At 59.3% G+C, this 20769-nt stretch carries 15 protein-coding genes and 2 pseudogenes; 11 read left to right on the top strand and 6 right to left on the bottom strand.

From position 1 onward, the window contains the following. The first annotated feature begins 92 nt into the window (after window positions 1–92). Together AB5Y50_RS04795 and AB5Y50_RS04790 are read left to right on the top strand one after the other, a co-directional pair. Window positions 93–1235, top strand: coding sequence for an IS4-like element ISAs18 family transposase (locus tag AB5Y50_RS04795; RefSeq protein WP_041206084.1), 1143 nt, complete (start codon window positions 93–95; stop codon window positions 1233–1235). 18 nt (window positions 1236–1253) lie between these two features. Next, entirely contained in the window at window positions 1254–2594 is a 1341-nt protein-coding gene (locus AB5Y50_RS04790) for a sodium-dependent transporter (protein WP_080989904.1), read from the top strand. Window positions 2595–2659: 65 nt separating this feature from the next. On the opposite strand, the gene rssA is transcribed toward AB5Y50_RS04790, so the two are convergent. Together rssA and AB5Y50_RS04780 are read right to left on the bottom strand one after the other, a co-directional pair. Next, window positions 2660–3529, bottom strand: coding sequence for a patatin-like phospholipase RssA (gene rssA, locus AB5Y50_RS04785; RefSeq protein WP_029313973.1), 870 nt, complete (start codon window positions 3527–3529; stop codon window positions 2660–2662). 34 nt (window positions 3530–3563) lie between these two features. Continuing rightward, window positions 3564–5120, bottom strand: a complete 1557-nt coding sequence (locus tag AB5Y50_RS04780) for a sensor domain-containing diguanylate cyclase (protein ID WP_039039306.1) — start codon at window positions 5118–5120, stop codon at window positions 3564–3566. A 210-nt stretch (window positions 5121–5330) separates the two neighbouring features. Here AB5Y50_RS04780 and AB5Y50_RS04775 point away from each other — a divergent pair, with 210 nt between their 5' ends. From AB5Y50_RS04775 to AB5Y50_RS04765, 3 genes are all read left to right on the top strand, one after another. Continuing rightward, window positions 5331–6383, top strand: coding sequence for an efflux RND transporter periplasmic adaptor subunit (locus tag AB5Y50_RS04775; protein WP_180911143.1), 1053 nt, complete (start codon window positions 5331–5333; stop codon window positions 6381–6383). Next, on the top strand, window positions 6383–9535 hold the full coding sequence (locus AB5Y50_RS04770; RefSeq protein ID WP_180911142.1) for an efflux RND transporter permease subunit: 3153 nt from the start codon (window positions 6383–6385) through the stop codon (window positions 9533–9535). The genes AB5Y50_RS04775 and AB5Y50_RS04770 overlap by 1 nt, the downstream gene beginning before the upstream one ends. A gap of 196 nt (window positions 9536–9731) precedes the next feature. Next, the gene (locus AB5Y50_RS04765) at window positions 9732–12101 is read left to right on the top strand and encodes a YgiQ family radical SAM protein (RefSeq protein ID WP_180906979.1); all 2370 of its coding nucleotides are present in this window, start codon (window positions 9732–9734) and stop codon (window positions 12099–12101) included. 97 nt (window positions 12102–12198) lie between these two features. Here the strand turns inward: AB5Y50_RS04765 and AB5Y50_RS04760 are convergent, their stop codons facing one another. Together AB5Y50_RS04760 and AB5Y50_RS04755 are read right to left on the bottom strand one after the other, a co-directional pair. Continuing rightward, window positions 12199–12822 carry an RloB family protein gene (locus AB5Y50_RS04760; protein ID WP_103244461.1) on the bottom strand — a complete coding sequence of 208 codons (624 nt, stop codon included), beginning with the start codon at window positions 12820–12822 and terminating at the stop codon, window positions 12199–12201. Then, entirely contained in the window at window positions 12815–14143 is a 1329-nt protein-coding gene (locus AB5Y50_RS04755) for an ATP/GTP-binding protein (RefSeq protein ID WP_180906978.1), read from the bottom strand. The genes AB5Y50_RS04760 and AB5Y50_RS04755 overlap by 8 nt, the downstream gene beginning before the upstream one ends. A 372-nt stretch (window positions 14144–14515) precedes the next feature. Here AB5Y50_RS04755 and AB5Y50_RS04750 point away from each other — a divergent pair. From AB5Y50_RS04750 to aqpZ, 6 genes and pseudogenes are all read left to right on the top strand, one after another. After that, window positions 14516–15039 (top strand): annotated as a pseudogene (locus AB5Y50_RS04750) (alpha-amylase family glycosyl hydrolase); the annotation flags it as partial. 139 nt (window positions 15040–15178) lie between these two features. Beyond that, on the top strand, window positions 15179–16129 hold the full coding sequence (locus AB5Y50_RS04745; RefSeq protein WP_039039311.1) for a transposase: 951 nt from the start codon (window positions 15179–15181) through the stop codon (window positions 16127–16129). 445 nt (window positions 16130–16574) lie between these two features. After that, a complete protein-coding gene (locus tag AB5Y50_RS04740; protein WP_103244463.1) occupies window positions 16575–16802 on the top strand; it encodes a hypothetical protein in 228 nt (75 codons plus the stop codon). Window positions 16803–17085: 283 nt separating this feature from the next. Beyond that, window positions 17086–17994: a Gfo/Idh/MocA family protein gene (locus tag AB5Y50_RS04735; protein ID WP_103244464.1), complete on the top strand. Its 909-nt coding sequence runs from the start codon at window positions 17086–17088 to the stop codon at window positions 17992–17994. Window positions 17995–18228: 234 nt separating this feature from the next. After that, complete coding sequence (gene ruvC / locus AB5Y50_RS04730) at window positions 18229–18750, top strand: crossover junction endodeoxyribonuclease RuvC (RefSeq protein WP_180906977.1); 522 nt, start codon at window positions 18229–18231, stop codon at window positions 18748–18750. Between the two features lie 305 nt (window positions 18751–19055). Further along, window positions 19056–19742 (top strand): aquaporin Z, encoded by a 687-nt coding sequence (gene aqpZ / locus AB5Y50_RS04725; protein WP_010673516.1) that lies wholly within the window; start codon window positions 19056–19058, stop codon window positions 19740–19742. A 105-nt stretch (window positions 19743–19847) separates the two neighbouring features. On the opposite strand, the pseudogene AB5Y50_RS04720 reads toward aqpZ, so the two are convergent. After that, window positions 19848–19951, bottom strand: a pseudogene (locus AB5Y50_RS04720) (lytic transglycosylase domain-containing protein); the annotation flags it as partial. A 14-nt stretch (window positions 19952–19965) separates the two neighbouring features. After that, window positions 19966–20706, bottom strand: a complete 741-nt coding sequence (locus AB5Y50_RS04715; protein ID WP_042878789.1) for a lytic transglycosylase domain-containing protein — start codon at window positions 20704–20706, stop codon at window positions 19966–19968. Window positions 20707–20769: the final 63 nt, after the last annotated feature.

The following is a 20769-nucleotide window of genomic DNA, read 5'->3' as shown; positions in this document are numbered from 1 at the left end:
CCTTAACCATCCCCTCATATGAGCGAGGCGTGGCGCGGCTTCTGAGGTATGATCGCCATCCTTGACCAGCTAATACCCAACAGACTATCCCCATGTTTAACCACGAACTAATCCTCAACCACATCGACGATATATTTGGACAGGACATGCATGCCAAGCGTGTTCTTTCCCTCGCCAATGCTACCCTCGGGGTTATCGAGTCAGGTTCACTGGCCATCCACGCCATCGGTAGTGGCCTCTCCTTGGCCAACGGTCTCGAACGTAAACATGCGGTTAAACAGGTGGATCGCCTGCTCACTAACACCAAGCTCAATGTCTGGAGCCTCTTTGACGATTGGGTGCCCTATGTGGTCGGTGAACGTACCGAGATCGTAGTCTCCATGGACTGGACCGAATTCGATGCCGATGATCACAGTACCTTGGTTATCAGCCTGCAAACCAACCACGGTCGCAGTACTCCGCTGCTGTGGAAAACCCATCGGAAATCGTTGCTCAAAGGGCAACGCAATGCCCATGAGAAAGAGCTGCTCACCAAGCTCAAGCAGACGTTGCCAGAGGGTATCTTCGTGACGGTAGTAGCTGACCGCGGCTTTGGTTACATGGAGCTGTTCGAACGCCTGGAGCAAGAGCTAGGCTTTGCTTATCTCATTAGATTTAAAGGAAATGTTTTGGTTGGTTACCCTGGTGTAGAGCAGGTTCCAGCTCGGGACTGGCTAACGCCGACCGGGCGCACCCGAACCCTCAAAGCGGTGGAGATAACTGGGCAGCGACAGCCTGTCGAACGGGTCTATTGTTGTCATAAGAGTGGCATGAAAGACGCGTGGTTTCTGGCCAGTAACCGGACCGACCTGAGCGCCGCCAAGGCGTTGCAACTATACGGCCAGCGCTGGGGTATCGAGACCAGTTTTCGTGATATCAAAGATTACAAATTCGGCATGGGTATGGGAGATGTGCACATCAGTAATCCGGTCCGGCGCGACCGACTGTTTTTATTCAGTGCCCTGGCCATCGTCTTGCTGACGCTGCTGGGTAAGGCTGGAGACAGTGTCGGTCTAGAGAGAACGATCAAGGTCAATACCAGCAAGAGCCGAACCTATTCGTTCTTTCGGCAAGGGGTCATCTATTACCAGTTGCTACCTAAAATGAAAGAAGCCAATGCGGTCTTGTTGATGGATAAATTTATCTACTACCTGAAGCAACACCGCTTATATACCCGCACACTTGGAATTATTTGAGTCTCTAAAAATGAGGGGATCTCTGAGGGGTTTACCAGCACCTTTGGCGTGCTGGCCGCGACCCTGGGGTCTGCCGTCGGGCTCGGCAATATCTGGAAGTTTCCCTATCTGACCGGTGAGAACGGTGGCGCCGGTTTTCTGCTGGTCTATGTCATCGCCACCCTGCTGGTGGGATTGCCGGTGATGATCTCCGAGATCATGCTGGGGCGCGAGGCCAGGACGGATGCGGTCAGCGGGCTCATCAAGCTGGCTCCAAAGGGGCAACCCTGGTGGCTGATCGCCGCCATGGGGGTGAGCGCGGCCTTCCTCATCATGTCGTTCTACTCCGAGGTGGCGGCCTGGGTGTTTGCCTACATCTTCAAGGCTGCCAGCGGCGAGATCCTCTCCACCGATCCCGCCGTCACGGGTGCTGCCTTCAATTCGCTTATAACGGATCCCTTGCAGAGTCTGCTCTGGCAGTGGCTGGTGCTGGCCCTGATGGGGGGGATCTTGCTGATGGGGGTCTCCAGGGGGATCGAAGCGGTCACCAAGCGGTTGATGCCACTGCTCTTCATCCTGCTGCTGGTGATAGGCGTGCGCAGCCTGACTCTGCCCGGAGCGAGCGAAGGACTGCATTTCCTGTTCTCGCCGGATTTCTCCAAGGTGACCGCAGGCGTCGTGCTGACGGCCATGGGGCTGGCGTTCTTCAAGCTCTCCATCGGGATGGGCTGCATGATGACCTATGGCAGCTACTTTCGGGACGATCAGCACATCCCTCTCACCACGGTACGGGTGATGTGCGCGGATCTCTTCGTCTCCATGCTGGCGGGGATCGCCATCTTCCCGGCGGTCTTTGCCTTTGGCTTCGAGCCGAGCGCAGGCCCCTCCCTGCTGTTCATCACCATACCCGCGGTCTTTGCCAGCATCCCGTTTGGACACCTCTTCATGGTGCTCTTCTTCGTGCTCTCCGCCATCGCAGCCACCGGGGCCATGCTCTCCATCCTGGAGGTGCCGGTCTCGGTGCTCTCCGAGCGCTTTCACATGAGCCGCACAAGGGCGACCCTGATCAACCTGCTGGTGCTGGGGGCGGTCGGCTCGACCTGTGCGCTCTCGAGCAGCACGCTGGCGGATGTGCAGGTTGGCGGGAAAACCTTCTTCGATCTGTTCGACTTCGTCTCTTCCAACGTGCTGATGCCCCTTGGCGGCATCTTCCTCTGCCTCTTTGTGGGCTGGGTATGGGGATTCGAGCGGATGACGACGGCGCTGACCAATGGAGGCAAGCTGGCGCTGCCCATCCTCAGCCCCCTGTTTTTCATCATCCGCTATGTGTCGCCGCTGCTGATCCTGGTGGTGATGCTCAAGGGGCTGGGGCTGTTCTGAGCCGCGTAGCCCGAAACAAAAAAGCGCCTATTGGCGCTCTTTTTGTCTTTTACCCCGATATGCCTTCATATCAGGCAGAGTCGTGACAGCTCCTCCTTGAGCTGCTCCAGGTTGCGCTCGACACAGGCTTCCCCCTCGTTGATGGCGTCGCTCGCGCGGTGAAAATCCATGATGGAGAGGTTGCCAAGGCGCGGGCAGAGCTGGATCTCGGGGGGATCCCCGGCCATCCGGGCACGGGTGATGCGCTCCTGCATGATGTTGATGGAGCCCGTCATCACCCCCCACATGCCGGGGGTACTGGGTTCGCGCTCGCCCCGGTTCAGCCACTGGCTGAGCAGCCCCCCTTGCACGGGCTCGTCCGGTTCGTCGGTCCAGGGCTGGTGCATGTCGGTGTTGAGGTTGACGGCGATCACCACCTCGGCTCCCATGGCGCGGGCTAGGGAGATGGGGACCGGGTTGACCACGGCCCCGTCCACCAGCCAGCGATCCTCCACCCGGGTCGGGGTGAGCAGGCCGGGCATACCGCAGGAGGCGCGCACACACTGGCGAAGCGGTCCTTCCTGCAACCAGATCTCGCGACCGGTATCGAGTTCGGTGGCGACGCAGGCAAAGGGCAGCGGCAGGCTTTCGATGGCGGGATCCCCCAGATGGCCGGCGGCGATGCCAAATACCTTGTCACCGCGAAACAGGCCGCCGGAGAGGGCAGGATCGAGCAGCCCCATGACCTGCAGGCGGCTGAAGCCGCGCACCCAGCTCTCCAGCTTGTCCAGTTCACCAGCGGCATAGGCGGCGCCGACAAAGCTGCCGATGGAGCAGCCAGCCACCAGATCCGGCTTGACGCCGAGTCGCTCCAGGGCACGGATGATGCCGATGTGGGCCCATCCTCGGGCCGCACCGCTGCCCAGGGCCAATCCCAGACGGGGTTTTCGTGACACAGTTGCGTCTCCTGACATGAAGTGGGAGTCCAGCTTACTCCGGCTTCTCCTGCCCGTCATCCCGCCACGCTTCGCTGCGATTGCGGCCGTTGGCCTTGGCCTGATAGAGGGCGATATCGGCGCGGCGGATCACCTCCTGCAAGGAGATGGCCGGTGACTGGCGACAGTGGCCCAGGCTGACGGTCACCTTCAGCTCGGCCGCGATGGCGCTCCAGGGATGCTCTGCTATGCACAGGCGAAGCCGCTCGGCCAAGGGGGCCAGAGGGATCGCTTCATCGGCGACGAGCAGCAGGAACTCCTCGCCGCCCCAGCGGATCAGGTGGCACTCCCGTGTCAGCAGGGACTGGCAGAGCTGCACCAGACGGATGAGAACCTGATCGCCCACCCCGTGGCCGAAACGGTCGTTGACCTGTTTGAAGTGATCGCAGTCAAACATGATGGCGCCGATGCGTTGGCGGCCTGCCAGGGCCTGGCGGTGTTCGAAGGCATCGAAGTAGTGGCGGTTGAAGGCGCCGGTCAGGGCATCGTGGCGCGACAGGTAGTTGAGGCGCCGGTTGAGGCGCTGGGCACGCAGGCTGGAGACGGTCGCCACCACCAGACAGAGAATGGTGATGAGCGCCGTCGCCGATTGCCACAACAGCGTCTGCAGCAGAGGCAGCAGCGGGATGCGATGGATGAGGGAGAGCGGTGTCTCCGGGATGGGGTAGACGAGCTGCAAGGCGCCCTGTTGCCACTCATATTCCGCTGACTGCGCCGTCCTGACCGGGGGCGGCGCGGTACCGGACTGGCTGCTGGCGAGGATCTGCTGATGGGCGTTGAGCAGGAACAGGGTACCAATCCGGGGGGCGAGGCGGTGCAGGGTCTGCGCCAGCGTGACGGTCTGGATGTCGATGCTGAGCAGGCCAATGATCTGGCCGCCCTGGGTAATGGGCTGGGAGAGGGTGATCATCTGCCCCCGTCCGGCAAAATCCTGGTAGGGGCGCGAGAGCATGGCGTGCTCCAGGTGGGGATACCTGGCCATCGCCTCCTGCCAGTAGGCCTTGCTGTAAATCACGGGATCGAAGCGAAACTGGCTGGATGGCACCCAGGGATAGAGGTAGATGAAATTGTCCGTACCGGTGAAGTAGATCCAGGCCACGTCCCTGTCCAGCAGCTTGCTGGCCGTGGCGAGCAGGGGAGAGAGGCTGAGGGCGAGATGTATTCTGGCTTGCCGCTCGCTGCCGTCGTGGGGCAGCGGGCCCTGCCCGGTCAGGTTGCCGATGAGGGCGGGGGGCAGATCGACGGGGATGCGATCCAGATTGATGCCGTGCTCCCCGTCGGATTGCAGCGCCTGATAGAGCTGGCGAGAGAGCACGGACTGGGGATTGCTGCGCAGGCGCTCCTCCGCCTGGCCGCGCATGGCCTCAAGGAAGGTCTCCATCCGCTGGTGCTGGCTGCTGAGCTGGGTCGCGGCGTTGATGGTGTCACGCTTGTTGATCTCGGTAACCTGGCGAAACGCATGTTGCAGGGCGAGCAGCAACAGCAGCAGGCCGAGGCCCAGCAGCAGCCACTGCAATCGGTATCTGGCAAAGGCGGGGGAGGGAATGGACATGGGCGTACCGGAAGATGGCGAGAGTCGGCATCAGTGTAAGGCAGAACCCTGACGCGCGTGCCGACAAGATGCGTTTTTGATGATCTTCTCACCGGACTGTTACGTTTTGTCACATTTATACATAGTCACGGCATAGTCAGGGGGTAACATGGTGCCATCCTTGATGAAGCTATCTCTTCTTCCTCTCTCTTTGACTGCATGGATCTTGTGATGAAAACGCGCGTGTGGCTGTGGCTTTTCCCTCTTCTTCTATTGCTGGCGGCGGGCGCCTGGCATCTGCGGCAGGCTGAACCCGCCAGCAAGCCTTCACCAAGAGAGATCAATATCAGGGCCGAAACCGTCAGGCAGAGCCTGGCCGAGCCCTCCATCAAGCTGGTGAGCAAGCTTGCGGCCAATCGCTCCGTGGCCATCAGCCCCGAGGTGACCGGCCGCATTGCCACCATTGCGGTGAGCTCCGGCCAGCAGGTCAAACAGGGGCAGACCCTGATCGCCCTGGATGCGGGCAAGCAGCAGGCGGAGCTGGCCGAGCAGAGCGCCAGCGTGCGCGACGAGGCCCGCAAGCTGCGGGACATGCGCAAGCTGGTGGCGCGAGGCGCCGTCACTACCTCGGAGCTGGAGGGGCAGGAGGCGACTGTGGCCCAGGCCCAGGCCCGGGTCGATGCGGCCCGTTACGAGCTCTCCCTGCGCACCCTGGCGGCCCCCTTCGACGGCACCGTCAGCCTCATCGATCTCAGCGAAGGAGCCCTGGTCAACAGCGGCGACGTGCTCTTGCATCTGGATGAGCTGGCAAAACTGCGGCTCGATCTGGCGGTGCCCGAGCGCTACCTCTCCTTGCTGCGCCCCGGCATGGCGGTGACGGCAACCAGCTCGGCCTGGCCGGACCAATCCTTTTCCGGCGTGCTGGAGACCCTCGACAGCCGGATCTCCAGCGACACCCAGAACATCAAGGCCCGCGTCATCCTGTCCAACACCGGTGGCCAGCTGCGTCCCGGCATGCTGATGAACGTGGATCTCTCTCTGCCACCCCAGAAGATGACCCTGATCCCCGCCCAGTCGGTGGAGTATGCCGGCGAGCAGCGCTTCGTCTATCGCCTGGAGGCGGACGGACGGGTGAAGCGGGTGCCGGTGGAGCTTGGCGACACCCATGGCGAGGCCGTCTGGGTGCTCAAGGGGTTGAACGTCGGCGATCGCATCGCGGTGGAGGGGCTGGTCAATCTGCGCGACGGCGCCCAGGTACGTGATCTGGGCGAGGTGAAAGGCTGATGTGGCTCTCCGATATCTCAGTACGCCGTCCCCTGGTGGCGGTGGTCATCAGCGCCCTGCTCACCGTGTTCGGCCTGGTGGCCTTCAGCAAACTCACCGTGCGGGAGATGCCGGATGTGCAGACCCCGTCCGTTTCCATCACCACCACCTATGAGGGGGCGGCCCCCGAGGTGATGGAGAGCCAGGTCACCAAGCCCATCGAGGATCAGCTCTCCGGCATCAGCGGCATCAAGAACATCAACTCGGTGACCCGCAAGGGGCGCTCCTCCATCACGGTGGAGTTCAAGCTCGGCTGGAACATGCTGGAGGGCACTTCCGACGTGCGTGACGCCATCTCCCGGGCCAGACCCAAGCTGCCAGACGGGGCGGACGAGCCCATGGTGACCAAGGACAACGGCAACGGGGATGTGGCCATCTGGCTCAACTTCAGCAGCACCCAGATGGATCGTACCGCCATGACGGATTACGCCAATCGCATGCTGGTGGACCCCTTGAGCCTGGTGGAAGGGGTGAGCGAGGTGTCTCTCTCCGGGGACCTGACCCAGGTGATGTACGTGCGGCTGCGCCCCGCCGACATGGCGGCCCGCGGCATCACGGTGGCCGACGTGCAGGATGCCCTCAAGCGGGAGAACATCGAGCTGCCGGGCGGCGAGATCCGCAACAACACCATGACCATGGCGGTGCAGATCGCACGGCTCTATCACAGTGCGGAAGATTTTCGCACCCTGCCGGTGAAAACCGCCACCAATGGTCAGAGCATCTATCTGGCGGACATTGCGGATGTGGAGGTGGGGGCCAAGAACGAAGACAGCGCCTATCAGCGCAATGGCCGCGAGAGCCTGGGGATTGGCATCGTCGCCCAGTCCACCGCCAATCCCCTGGCGGTGGCCCAGGGCATCGAGAAGAAGCTCGTGGAGATGCAGCGCTTCCTGCCGGAGGGGGCCACCCTTGAGGTCGACTACGACTCCACCATCTTCATCAAGCAGGCCATCGACGAGGTATACGAGACACTCGCCATCTGCGCCCTGCTGGTGGTCGCCGTGCTCTATCTCTTCCTCGGGCAGGGGCGCACTACCCTCATTCCCGCCATCACGGTGCCCGTCTCCCTGATTTCGGCCTTCATCGGTGCCTGGTATCTGGGCTTTTCCATCAACCTCATCACCTTGCTGGCCCTCATCCTCGCCATCGGCCTGGTGGTGGATGACGCCATCGTGGTGGTGGAGAACATCCACCACCACCTGCAACGGGGCGAGTCCCCCTTGATGGCGGCCTGGCACGGCACCCGGGAGGTGGGCTTTGCCGTCATCGCCACCACCGCCGTGCTGGTGATGGTGTTTGTGCCCATCGCCTTCATGGATGGCATGGTGGGGCGCCTCTTCACCGAGTTCGCCATCCTGCTCTCCTTGGCCGTGCTCTTCTCCTCCCTGGTGGCGCTCACCCTGACCCCGGCCATGGGCTCCTGGCTGATGCGTGCCGTGGACAAGCCCAACGCCCTGACCGCCACCCTGGACAAGGGACTTGGCTGGGTGGAGGAGCGTTATCGCCGCGTGCTGGGGGCCGTGCTGCGCCGCGCCGTCTGGATGCCCCTGGTGTTGCTGCTCTGCCTTGGCGGCATTGGCGCCCTCTTTGGCAAGCTGCCCGCGAGCCTCACCCCGACCGAGGACAGGGGCGTGCTCTATGTGTTCGTGAAAGGGGCGGAGGGCACCAGCATCGAGCGGATGAAGCGCAACATGCAGCAGGTGGAGGCCGCCATCCTGCCGCTGCTCGGCAAGGGGGTGGTGCAGGCCATGAGCTTCAGCACCCCGGCCTTCGGGCGCGGCGGCGATCAGACCGGCATGGCCATCATCCAGCTCAGTGACTGGGCGGTGCGGGACGAAACGGCCACCGAGTTTGGCCGCTCCCTGAGCGGTCGCCTCGCCGGCATCCCCGACGTGATGATCCGCACCTTCCAGCCGGGGTTCAGAGGCGGCTCCACCGCGGCGGTGCAGTTCGTGCTGCAAGGCTCCGATTACGGCGAGCTCAACCAGCAGGGGCTGGCGCTCAAGGAGGCGGCGGCCCAAAGCGGGCTGATGCAGAGCCCGGATCTCGACTATGCCGAGAAGACCCCGGAGCTGCAGGTGACCATAGAGCGGGAGCGAGCCACCCAGCTCGGCATTCCGGTCTCCACCATCGCTAGCTCCCTGCAGGCCCTGCTCGGTGGCGTCAGCCAGACCACCTATGTGGACAGGGGCGAAGAGTATGACGTCTACCTGCGCGCCAACCAGACCCAGTTCAATGGCATCTCCGACATCAGCCGCATCTATTTGAAGGCCGCGAGCGGCGAGATGGTGAGCCTCTCCACCCTGGCGACCGTCACCCAGGTGGCGAGTCCCCAGCGCCTCAACCACTACCAGCGCCAGAAGGCGGTCACCCTCACCGCGGACGTGGCCCCCGGCCACACCCTGGGGGAGGCGCTCGACTTCCTGGATGGCTGGGCCGCGGATCACCTGCCCACCGGCATGTCGGTGGATTATGCTGGCGAGTCCAAGGACTATCGCGACAACCAGGGGGAGATGGCGCTGGTGTTCGGCCTGGCCCTGCTGGTGGTCTATCTGGTGCTGGTGGCCCAGTTCGAGAGCCTGCTGACCCCGGCGGTGGTGATGATGACGGTGCCGCTCGGCATCTTCGGCGGCCTGCTCGGCCTCTGGCTCACGGGGCAGGAGCTCAGCATCTACAGCCAGATAGGCATGATCATGCTCATCGGCATGGTGACCAAGAACGGCATCCTCATCGTGGAGTTCATCAACCAGCTGCGCCAGCGGGGTGAAGGGTTCGAGGAGGCGATCATCAAGGGGTCGGTGCGCCGCCTGCGCCCCATCTTGATGACCTCGCTCACCGCCATCATCGGCGCCGTGCCCCTGATGCTCTCCATGGGGGCGGGGTACGAGAGCCGGATGGCCGTGGGGACCGTGGTCTTCTTCGGCTTGTCCTTGGCGACCCTGGTGACCCTGCTGGTGGTGCCCGCCATCTATCACCTGATCGCCAGACGCGCGGGGATGACGGGGGCGCGGGACCGACTGGTGGACGAAATACTGGCCACGGCAACCCCGGCCAGTCCCTCCCCGGTGCCGGGGGCGGTGGCCCCCGAGGGGCGTGACAAACCGGCGGCCTAGCGTGCCGACCCGGATGACAGCAAGCAGGGCGCCAATGGGCGCCCTGCTTGCTGATGAGATCGGAGTCTGTCACGCCGACCTGTCGCGCCCGCTCGAAGGCGCCCCTTCCCCTCGCGTTCTGTGGGGGCAAAAAGCCGTCGCCCCCGCCTTGCTCTGCCGGTATAATGCGCGACCCGAATTGTTCCAGGTGGTCAAAATGCAGCCGGTTACCAACCTCTTCTCCTATCCCCGTTACTGGGCCGAGTGCTACGGCACGGCGCCTTTCCTGCCCATGTCCCGTGCGGAGATGGACAAGCTCGGCTGGGACAGCTGCGACATCGTGCTGGTGACAGGCGACGCCTACGTGGATCACCCGAGCTTCGGCATGGCGGTGATCGGCCGCATGCTCGAATCCCAGGGTTTTCGGGTCGGCATCATCGCCCAGCCGGACTGGTCATCCAAGGATGACTTTATGCGCCTGGGCAAGCCCAACCTCTTCTACGGGGTGACCGCGGGCAACATGGACTCCATGATCAACCGCTACACCGCCGACAAAAAATTGCGCCACGACGACGCCTACACCCCGGGGGATGTGGGCGGCAAGCGGCCGGATCGCGCCACCCTGGTCTACACCCAGCGCTGCAAAGAGGCCTATAAAGAGGTGCCGGTGGTCATCGGCGGCATCGAGGCATCCCTGCGCCGCATCGCCCACTACGACTACTGGTCCGAGACCATCCGTCGCTCCATCCTCATCGACGCCAAGGCCGACATCCTCATCTACGGCAACGCCGAGCGCCCCCTGGTGGAAGTGGCTCACCGCATCGCAGGCGGCGAGACCATCGAGACCATGCAGGACATTCGCGGCACCGCCGTCATCCGCAAGGAGCCGTTGCCGGGCTGGCGCGGGGTGGATTCGAGCAAGCTCGACCAGATTGGCCGCATCGATCCCATCCCCAACCCCTATATGGAAGGGGCGCCATGCAGCGATGACGAGGGCACTGCGCCGATGGAGCAGGAGGCCAAGCCCATTCTGGTACAGCCGCCCAAGCAAAAACCCTGGGAGCTGACCTACGTCAAGCTGCCGGCGTTCGAGCGGGTGAAGGAAGACAAGGTGCTCTACGCCCATGCGTCGCGCATCCTGCACCACGAGACCAACCCGGGCTGCGCCCGCGCCCTCTCCCAGGCCCATGGCGATCGCATCATCTGGGTCAACCCGCCTGCCTTCCCGCTCGAGACCGACGAGATGGACGGGGTGTTCGGCCTGCCGTACCAGCGGGTGCCGCACCCGGCCTATGGCAACGAGAAGATCCCGGCCTACGACATGATCAAGACCTCGGTCAACATCATGCGCGGCTGCTTTGGCGGCTGCTCCTTCTGCTCCATCACAGAGCACGAAGGGCGCATCATCCAGAGCCGCTCGGAAGAGTCGATTCTGAAAGAAATCGAAGAGATCCGCGACAAGGTGCCGGGCTTTACCGGCGTCATCTCGGATCTGGGCGGCCCCACCGCCAACATGTATAAGCTCCGCTGCAAGAGCCCCAAGGCCGAGCAGACCTGCCGCCGTGCCTCCTGCGTCTGGCCGACCATCTGCCCGCACATGGATACCGACCACAGCCCGACCATCAACCTCTATCGCAAGGCGCGTGACCTCAAGGGCATCAAGAAGATCCTGATCGCCTCCGGGGTGCGTTACGACATCGCGGTGGAAGATCCGCGCTACATCAAGGAGCTGGCCAAGTACCACGTCGGCGGCTACCTCAAGATAGCGCCGGAACACACCGAAGAGGGCCCGCTCTCCAAGATGATGAAGCCGGGCATGGGCAGCTACTACAGCTTCAAGGAGCTGTTCGACAAGTATTCCAAAGAGGCGGGCAAGCAGCAGTATCTGATCCCCTACTTCATCTCCGCCCACCCGGGCACCACGGATGAAGACATGGTGAACATGGCGCTCTGGATTAAAGCAAACCGCTTCAAGCTCGATCAGGTGCAGAACTTCTACCCGTCGCCGCTCGCCAACGCCACTACCATGTATTACACCGAGAAAAACCCGCTCAACAAGGTGAGCCGCCAGGGCGGGGATGTGTTCGTGGTGAAAGGGGAGCGTCGCCGTCGCCTGCACAAGGCGCTGCTGCGCTACCACGATCCGGCCGGTTGGCCGATGATCCGCGAAGCCCTGCTGGAGATGGGCAAAGGCCACCTCATCGGTAACGGCCCCGACTGCCTGGTGCCGCCGGAAGGCCGTGGCGAAGCCAAGGCCGAGCGCAGCCGCAGCAAGGGCCTCAAGCCCGCGTTGACCCGCCACAGCGCCATCACCCATCAGCGCAGCAATGGGGCGGACAGCAAGACCGCTGGCGGCAAGGCGGGCAATGGCAAGCCAGTAGGCTCCCAGCTCAGCAAAGGGGCAGGTGCCAACGGCAAGTCTGCTGCACAGGGTGCTGGACATGGAAAACCGGCAGGGCAGGGGAAACCCGTTCACAAGGGCAAAGCCCCAACCCGCGCGGGTTCAGCCAAGCCGGGTACCAAACCTGCCACTCAGGGCGGCAAGCCTGCTGCCAAAGGCAATGGCGCCAAGCGACCGGCTCGGTGATATTTCCCGGGGGAGGGCGATAAATAAAAATGGCGACCAGATGGTCGCTATTTTTATTTGAGTATTACGAGATACATTTATCTAAAATTGCGACAATCTAGAGATTGTCAATTGCATCCAGCAGTTTATGTATCTGAACATAACACCCAGCCAAGTATGGTTTATCCTTGATGGGGAATGCAGAGCTTTGCTCTTCGGATATATTTAATTGCTCTGCTCTACTCCGTGCCCTTTTCACTCCAGGTTGGATTTTTCTAAATAACCCATCAAAACCTTTATCGTAATTTTTTATTCCAATCTTCGTTAAATGGCTTTTAAAGTTTGATTCTGCCATTAAATTATCAAATGATGAATATGGCCTAGTTGTACTCTCAAAATGAAGCAATAGCCAATATTCAAAACAAATATTAGATAGTGCAACGTTAATATTGTTTGACTTTGCTTTTTTTAGTGCTTGATCATGAAGTTTATCGCTATATTTTGCTTTGCTTTCTCTATCATAAACGACCCAAAAATGATCGTCAGGAGATACATCTTTACTCTTCTTTTTTTGTATTGCTTCGTCAACTAATTGAACGGGAGTGTTTTTTTTAGATGGAGGAATGATGATTACACTTGCTTTTTGCGGGCAACAAGAAGCAACATAATCCTTAATATAATAAGGTTCAGTTTTTTCGCCTTCACAAAATATGAAGATTTTAGGTAAAACCTTTTTACTCATCAGACTTTACCTCATCGTCATTATACTCACCGAATAAATCGTCAAATGTAGACTGCTCTATAAATTTTTCACCAGAAAGTAGAGTGACAATTTCTGGGTAATTTATTTTCGGCACACCACCAAAGCGCCCTTGATCATACCAAACGCCAAATGGCGTAGTCGACTTAACCCGAGTTTTATCAAAATCATTCAAAGAGTATCCTATTGATTTTCCTTGTCTTTTCTCAAAGAAAAATAATTGATCTCTTCTCATCTTCTCTGGAGACATTAATTGCATATTATGTGTCGTGAAAATCAACTGCGAGTTATATTTATTAACTTCTCCATCGTTGAAAAGTCGAACAATCACATCAGCCATATGTGGATGAATGTTATTGTCTAATTCATCAAATACAATAACACATTGCTTTCTAAATGCTTCGACAAGCATTGGTATCATATCAAAGAACCGTCCTGTACCTTCGGATTCTTCTGATTTTTTGAAAATTTCTTCATTGCCATTTTCGGATAGATGAGCGAAGGAAAATGAATTTTCAGAAATAATCATGTCTTTTATTTCATCAGGTATTTCCTGACTAAGATTCAATTCTCTCTCCGCATCAACCTTTATGATTTTAGATATGCCAATATCGATGCAGGAAATTATTTTTGACGCCTTTTCAATCATGTCTAGGTCATCAATGTATTTATTCCATCCGATCCATTGCCCTACGCGAATAAATTCTATGTTATCGTTGAAAAAGTTATATACATCCCTAATTATTTGCGGTGAGGATGCATTGTTACCAGCTTTTGATAAATATGTGTTGTTTGCAAAAAATGCAATTTTTCTAGTTCCGCCTTTATATAAGTTACCAAACTTAATATCTTGCCAAGAGTCCCCTTCTTTTCTTGTAAATAAGTTTGCTTTAACCCTTGATGGGTAATAATCCAAACTTTCATTCAGGATTTCATTTTTTTTAAAGGAAATGTTGTAAACATACCTTGTGCCATCAATGATAAATTCGACACCAAATTTTATCGGAGCATCAATTGTATCAGAGCATAAGCGGTAAGGTTCATAGCATGGTATATTCTTACCATCTCTTAAATCACCTGAACTACAAACCAAATACTGTATAGCAGTTAATGCCATGAGCGCATTGGATTTTCCAGATGCATTAGCACCATAAAATCCAACAGACCTCAGTGCTCCAATACTTGCGTTATCAAGCATAGATACATGGCTAGGCATGTGCGACTTAGGGGTTGTAACACTGAAATTAAGCTTGGTTTCGTCTTTAAAAGATCGAAAGTTTTGCATGGAAAGTGATAAGAACATATGAAAATTCCTTTGATTGGCATTTTTTGACAAAAAAAATCATAAAGTGCCATTAGAAAACATCAGAAGCGTACACTAGTTAACCTGTTGATACCAGTGATCTGAGGCGTTGCTTCCCAAATCGATGCGGCTTGAATGGAACTAACTGAGGATGTGGGGATCTGATCACAAAGGAAATCTGAGACACCCACCTTTTTGACAGCGGCGTAGCCCTGTACTTGGCTTGAGGTGTCACTGCCCAGGGGGGTGAGCCATGACCATTGCCCGTTCACGTCAAATCAGTTTGCAGGAAAGAAAATCTGGGACACCCACCTTTTTGACAGCGACGTAGCCCTGTACTTGGCTTGAGGTGTCACTGCCAGGGGGTGAGCCATGACCATTGCCCGTTCACGTCAAATCAGTTTGCAGGATACGCCTTACTATCATGTGGTCAGTCGCTGTGTGCGGCGGGCGTTTCTGTGCGGGGAAGATGCCCACTCCGGCCAGAGTTACGAGCATCGGCGCCAGTGGGTAGTGGACAAGTTGGGCCAATTGTCGCGACTGTTTGCCATCGGTGTTTGTGCCTATGCGGTGATGAGCAATCACTATCACCTGGTGCTCAAGGTCGAGTCGGATACCGCTGCCAATTGGAGCGAGCGAGAGGTGGCCGAGCGTTGGGCGGCGCTGTTCCTGTGGCCGCTGCTGGTACGACGCTGGTATCAGGGGGAATCCCTGATTGAGCCTGAACTCGCTGTGGTGCAACAACTGATAGGACAGTGGCGGAGCGCCTGCATTCCATCAGCTGGTTTGTGCGGTTGCTCAACGAAAACCTGGCTCGGCAGGCCAATCGGGAAGATGGTTGCAAGGGCCATTTTTGGGAAGGGCGCTTCAAGAGCCAGGCCCTGCTCACCGAATCGGGAAATCTAGGACACCCACCTTTTTGACAGCGACGTAGCCCTGTACTTGGCTTGAGGCGGGGGATCTGGGACACCCACCTTTTTGACAGCGGCGTAGTCCTGTACTTGGCTTGAGGTGTCACTGCCCAGGGGGTGAGCCATGACTATTGCCCGTTCACGTCAAATCAGTTTGCAGGATACGCCTTACTATCATGTGGTCAGTCGTTGTGTGCGGCGGGCGTTTCTGTGCGGGGAAGATGCCCACACCGGCCAGAGTTACGAGCATCGGCGCCAGTGGGTGGTGGACAAGTTAGGCCAATTGTCGCGACTGTTTGCCATCGTTGTTTGTGCCTATGCGGTGATGAGCAATCACTATCACCTGGTGCTCAAGGTCGAGTCGGATACCGCTGCCAATTGGAGCGAGCGGGAGGTGGCCGAGCGTTGGGCTGCGCTGTTCCAGTGGCCGCTGCTGGTACGACGCTGGTATCAGGGGGAATCCCTGATTGAGCCCGAACTGGCCGTGGTGCAACAACTGATAGGGCAGTGGCGGGAGCGGTTACATTCCATCAGCTGGTTTGTGCGGTTGCTCAACGAAAACCTGGCTCGGCAGGCCAATCGGGAAGATGGTTGTAAGGGCCATTTCTGGGAAGGGCGCTTCAAGAGCCAGGCCTTGCTCACCGAATCAGCCCTGCTGGCCTGCATGGCCTATGTTGATCTCAATCCGATACGAGCGGGATTGTCCGACCGGCCCGAGCAGAGCGATTACACCAGCCTCAAGCAGCGTCTCGATGGCGAGCAGTCCGCCGCCCCATTGCCGCCGTTGCTGTTGCCATTCGCGCACGAAGCGCGACCCGATAGCCTGCTATATACCTTTGCGGATTACCTGATGCTGGTGGACTGGACAGGCCGCGCCATCCGAGTGGACAAACGGGGCCATATCCCAGTTTGTCTTGCCCCCATCCTGACGCGGCTGGGGGTGGACGAGGTGCGCTGGCTCAAGCAAGTGACGCTGTTTCGGCGCCAGGGCATCAGAGTGGTGGGTGACAAAGAGCATTGTCAGCAGTTTGCCTGGCACTGTGGCCAGCGACGGTGTCATCAACCATCCCTTTGAGTGATGAATGCTCGCATCATAACAACGTCCGGTATCGCGCCAGCTCCCCGCCTGTGTGATCGCATCTGAATTGGCGTCATCGATGCCAAGACATTCTCTTTAATCCCCCGAGTTTCACAAATGCCATCGCAAATACTGGATGACGAATTGTGCTGGGCGCTGGATGAGGGCTTTCTCCAAAAGATGGCAGTCCTGATAAGGCGGGTTGGGGAAGAGGGGCTATCGGTCCTTTGTCAACAGGCCCTTTCTCACAATGCGGCGACACCGTGGGTGTTGCTTGAGCAGGTGATTTTTGCATCAGTGAAACAGAGTGGGTGATATGGTTCCTCCAATGGAACAATTCGTACACAAAGATGGCTGTCCCAAATGAAGAAAGGCTTTGTTATCTTGCTGGATACGTTGGCAAGGGCGAGTCACGTGGAACGTTCAAGTCAGGAGCAATCAGATGGCGATAACAACGCGATCCCGAAGAGAGAAGGTAGGCAGCGGGCTCGGGCTGGTGATGGGGCTCATCGCCTTTAACCTGATCGTGCTCCTGCTTCCGGTTGCAACAGAGATGTCAGATATGACCCGGATGATAGGTGCCATGGTCAGCGCCATGCTTTGCGCCGAGCTGGGCGCCAGGATTGGCAAGTGGTGGGATGCCAAAGAGCAGGCCGGATCGGCAGAGTAACTCGACGTGAGAAGAGCGCCAATCGCCCGAGTGCGGCGGTGTGTGCGGGTGTAACAGGCAGGGCGACAGTTGTCGCCCTGCCTGTTTTGCTATCGCGGTTTGCCGCTCAAGCGCCGCGCCGCCGGGGGTCGCTTAGATGGAGGAAGGTGGCCAGGGTGTCGCGGGGCGATGCCGCATTGCATCAGAAGGCGCCTGGAGCGAGATGGCGCCAAGGCTGGATCTGCGAGGGAAATCCTGAGATCGTGCAGGCAGTTATCTGGTTATCCCCTTGAGAGGAGTGCCCATGCGCATTGCCCTGATTGGCCTTGGCGATATCGCCCGGAAGGCCTATCTGCCGCTGCTGGCAAACGACGAGCGAGTCACCCCGCTGCTCTGTACCCGGAGTCCCTCGGTGCTCGGCAAACTGGCGCGCCAGTACCGGATTGGCGAGTGTTTTACCGAGGTCGATGCGCTGCTGGCGAGCCGACCTGATGCGGTGATGATCCACGCTGCCACCGCCGTGCACGGCAAACTGGCGGAGCTGTGCCTGCGTGCCGGCATTCCCACCTTTGTGGACAAGCCGCTGTGTGACAACGCAGGAGAGGTGGAGGCGCTCGCCAATCTCGCCATCGCCAGGGACTGCCCGCTGTTTGTGGGCTTCAACCGTCGCTATCTGCCCGCCATGGCCGCCGCACGCGGCCAGCCGCTGACCGAGCTCCATTGGCAAAAGCACAGGCACGCCATGCCAGGGGCGCCTCGTCAGTTCTTGTTCGACGACTTTATCCATGTGCTCGACAGCCTCTGCTGTTATGGCGGCGAGCCGGATGGGGAGCTGCATACGGTGCTGCGACGCAGCAGTGAGCAGCCCGAACTGCTGGCCGGGGTGAGCATCGCCTGGCAGAGCGGGCAGATGGCGGTGAGCGGCAGCATGAATCGCAGCGCCGGCATGACCGAGGAGCGCATCGATGCCTATGGCGACAACCTCACTCTGCATATCGAGAATTGCACCCGTGGCCTGCTTGCGCGAGACAACACAGTGCAGACTCTGGCTCCGGGCGACTGGCAGCCCGTGCTGGCGAGCCGAGGCTTTGTCGCCATGCTCGAGCACTGGTATGGGCAGATTGACGCCGGGCGGACAGACGGGGCGCTGGTCGAGAGCTACCTGCAAAGCCATCGACTGGCAGAGCGCCTCGTCGCCCTGGCAAAGGGATGACCCGAATGCAAGGGGCTGGGTGACACCGGCAGGCATCACTGGCCAGAGAATCGGCAGAGCACTGTATGAGATGGTGGCTCCTTGCGCAGTCAGCCGGGAAAGGTGCCAGCGAGCGAGCCAAGCGAAGGCGGGTTTGTTATCTTGGCGGCCATCAAGAGCTGCAGGGCAAGAGATCGCAATGAAGAAGGTGTCGAAGATGAGATGGCTGACCGCAGTGGGCGGGGTATTCCGTTCATGAGCATCATTCTGGGGATTGATCCCGGTTCGCGCATCACCGGTTACGGGGTCATTCGCATCGTCGCGGGCAAGGCGGAATATCTGGGATCGGGCTGCATCCGCACCGATCTGGGGGAGCTGCCGTCTCGCCTGAAGCAGGTCTATGACGGGGTGAGCGAGATCATTACCCAGTTCAAGCCGGACGAGTTCGCCATAGAGCGGGTCTTCATGGCGCGCAACGCGGACTCTGCCCTGAAGCTCGGCCAGGCCCGTGGCAGCGCCATCGTCGCGGCGGTCAACGCCCTGCTGCCGGTGAGCGAATACTCGGCCACCCAGATCAAGCAGGCGGTGGTGGGCACCGGCGGCGCCGCCAAGGAGCAGGTGCAGCACATGGTGACCCACCTGCTCAAGCTCTCGGCCACCCCCCAGGCGGATGCGGCGGATGCCCTCGGGGTGGCGCTCTGCCACTTCCATACCCGCCAGAGCCTGATCCGGATGGCGGGCCAGGCCAGCGGTTCGGTGCGCGGACGTTATCGCTGAGCCCGGTGCTCCGCCTTGGCAGAGTGCGAGAGAAGGGTGAGCCAGATACCGGTGCCTGCTGGCAAAAGCGCTGATTGAGTCACGACTTGTCGCACCTCCTCAGGGGACTCCCATGAGAAAGCCCCATGGGGCGGGACTGGTTCTCTCTACCTAATCAACAACTTGTGATTAAGATCACACATTTCCCCCGGTGCGGGCCGGCTTCGCCTTGTGCCGCCACACTCCCATAATATGGCGCCTGTTCAATAACAGTGTCCGTATGAGCCTTTCAGGTTCGCGTGTTAGTCATCATGGGAGAGACAAGAGTGAAACCTTTTGCTGCTGAATTTATGGGAACCTTCTGGCTGGTGCTGGGGGGCTGCGGGAGCGCCGTGCTGGCTGCCGCCTTCCCCAATGTGGGGATCGGCCTGCTGGGCGTCGCCCTGGCGTTCGGCCTGACCGTGCTGACCATGGCCTATGCCATCGGTCATATCTCGGGTTGCCACCTGAACCCGGCCGTGACCGTCGGACTCTGGGCTGGTGGTCGCTTCCCGGCCTCCAACGTGCTGCCCTACATCGTGGCCCAGGTGCTTGGCGGGATCGTGGCTGGTGGCGTGCTCTATGTCATTGCCAGCGGACAGGCGGGTTTTGATGTGAGCGCCGGCTTTGCTTCCAACGGCTATGGCGAGCATTCCCCCGGCGGTTACAGCCTGCTGGCCGCCCTGGTGTGTGAAGTGGTGATGACCGGTTTCTTCCTCTTTGTCATCATGGGCGCCACCGACAGCCGTGCACCGGCCGGGTTTGCTCCCATCGCCATCGGCCTGTGCCTGACCCTCATCCACCTCATCAGCATTCCGGTGACCAACACCTCGGTCAACCCGGCGCGCAGCACTGGCGTGGCGCTTTTTGTCGGTGACTGGGCCGTGGGCCAGCTCTGGCTGTTCTGGGTTGCCCCCATTGTCGGTGCCATTCTGGGTGCATTGGCCTATCGTGTGATCGCCACGAAAGAGTGATGTGTTGCTAGTTAACGTGTGGTATCGACACGCCCCCGGGCGTGTTTTTTTATGCCTGAAGGAATACCGGGCAGGGCGCCATGCCGACGATAGGGTACGGCATGATCACAGCCCCTTGGCGCTCAGCATCTCTTTGTAGCGCTGATGCAGCAGCTTGACCCGTTCCACATAGGCCCGGGTTTCGGCCAATGAGGGATGCCGCCGTGCTTGTACCGTACCGGTCCTACAACCCCTTGGCGCTCAGCATCTCTTTGTAGCGCTGATGCAGCAGCTTGACTCGTTCCACATAGGCCCGGGTTTCGGCATAGGGCGGTATGCCGCCGTGTTTTTGCACCGCACCGGCGCCTGCATTGTAGGCGGCGGTGGCCAGGGCCACATTGCCGTCATACTGCTTGAGCAGACCCGCCAGGTATTTCACCCCGCCAAAGATGTTCTGCTCCGCCAGCAGGGCGTTGCCGACCCCGAGCTCGCGCGCCGTGGCGGGCATCAGCTGGGTCAGTCCCATGGCGCCCTTGCGGGAGACGGCCAGAGGATTGAAAGCGGACTCGGCATGGATAAGTGCCCGGATGAGGGCAGGCTCGACCTGATAAGCCTTGGCTGCCGCCTGTATGGTGCTGGCGTAGTCATAGAGGAAGAGGCCTGTTGTGCGCCAGTTGACCTTGGACGCCGGATCGCAGGCATAGCAGTCGTTGAACAGCAGCAGTTCGTAGTGACCCTGCTCCGGCATCATGTCGGAATAGCGTATGACCCCGTTCTTTTGTACCGACTTGTAGACCTGGATCTGACGGCTTGCAGGCTTAGCGGGTTCAGGGGAGGGGAGCGGCGCCGGGGTGAGCGCCACGGTACGCGGCGTGGGAACCGGGGAGGAGACTGCCGTCTCCGGGGTCAGGATCACCACCTCGGCCGGCGGCGGTATCTGAGCCGGGGCTGCGTGGGAAAACAGCGGCATCATGCCCAGCAACATCCATGCTTTCAACGGCTTGCTCCTTAAGCCTCGTTAGGCACGTTGAGTAAAGCATTCGGGATG

It is taken from the genome of Aeromonas sp. s6, from assembly GCF_040907815.1.
Taxonomy (GTDB): Bacteria; Pseudomonadota; Gammaproteobacteria; order Enterobacterales; family Aeromonadaceae; genus Aeromonas; species Aeromonas caviae.
This window is presented reverse-complemented; position numbering and strand designations above follow the sequence as displayed.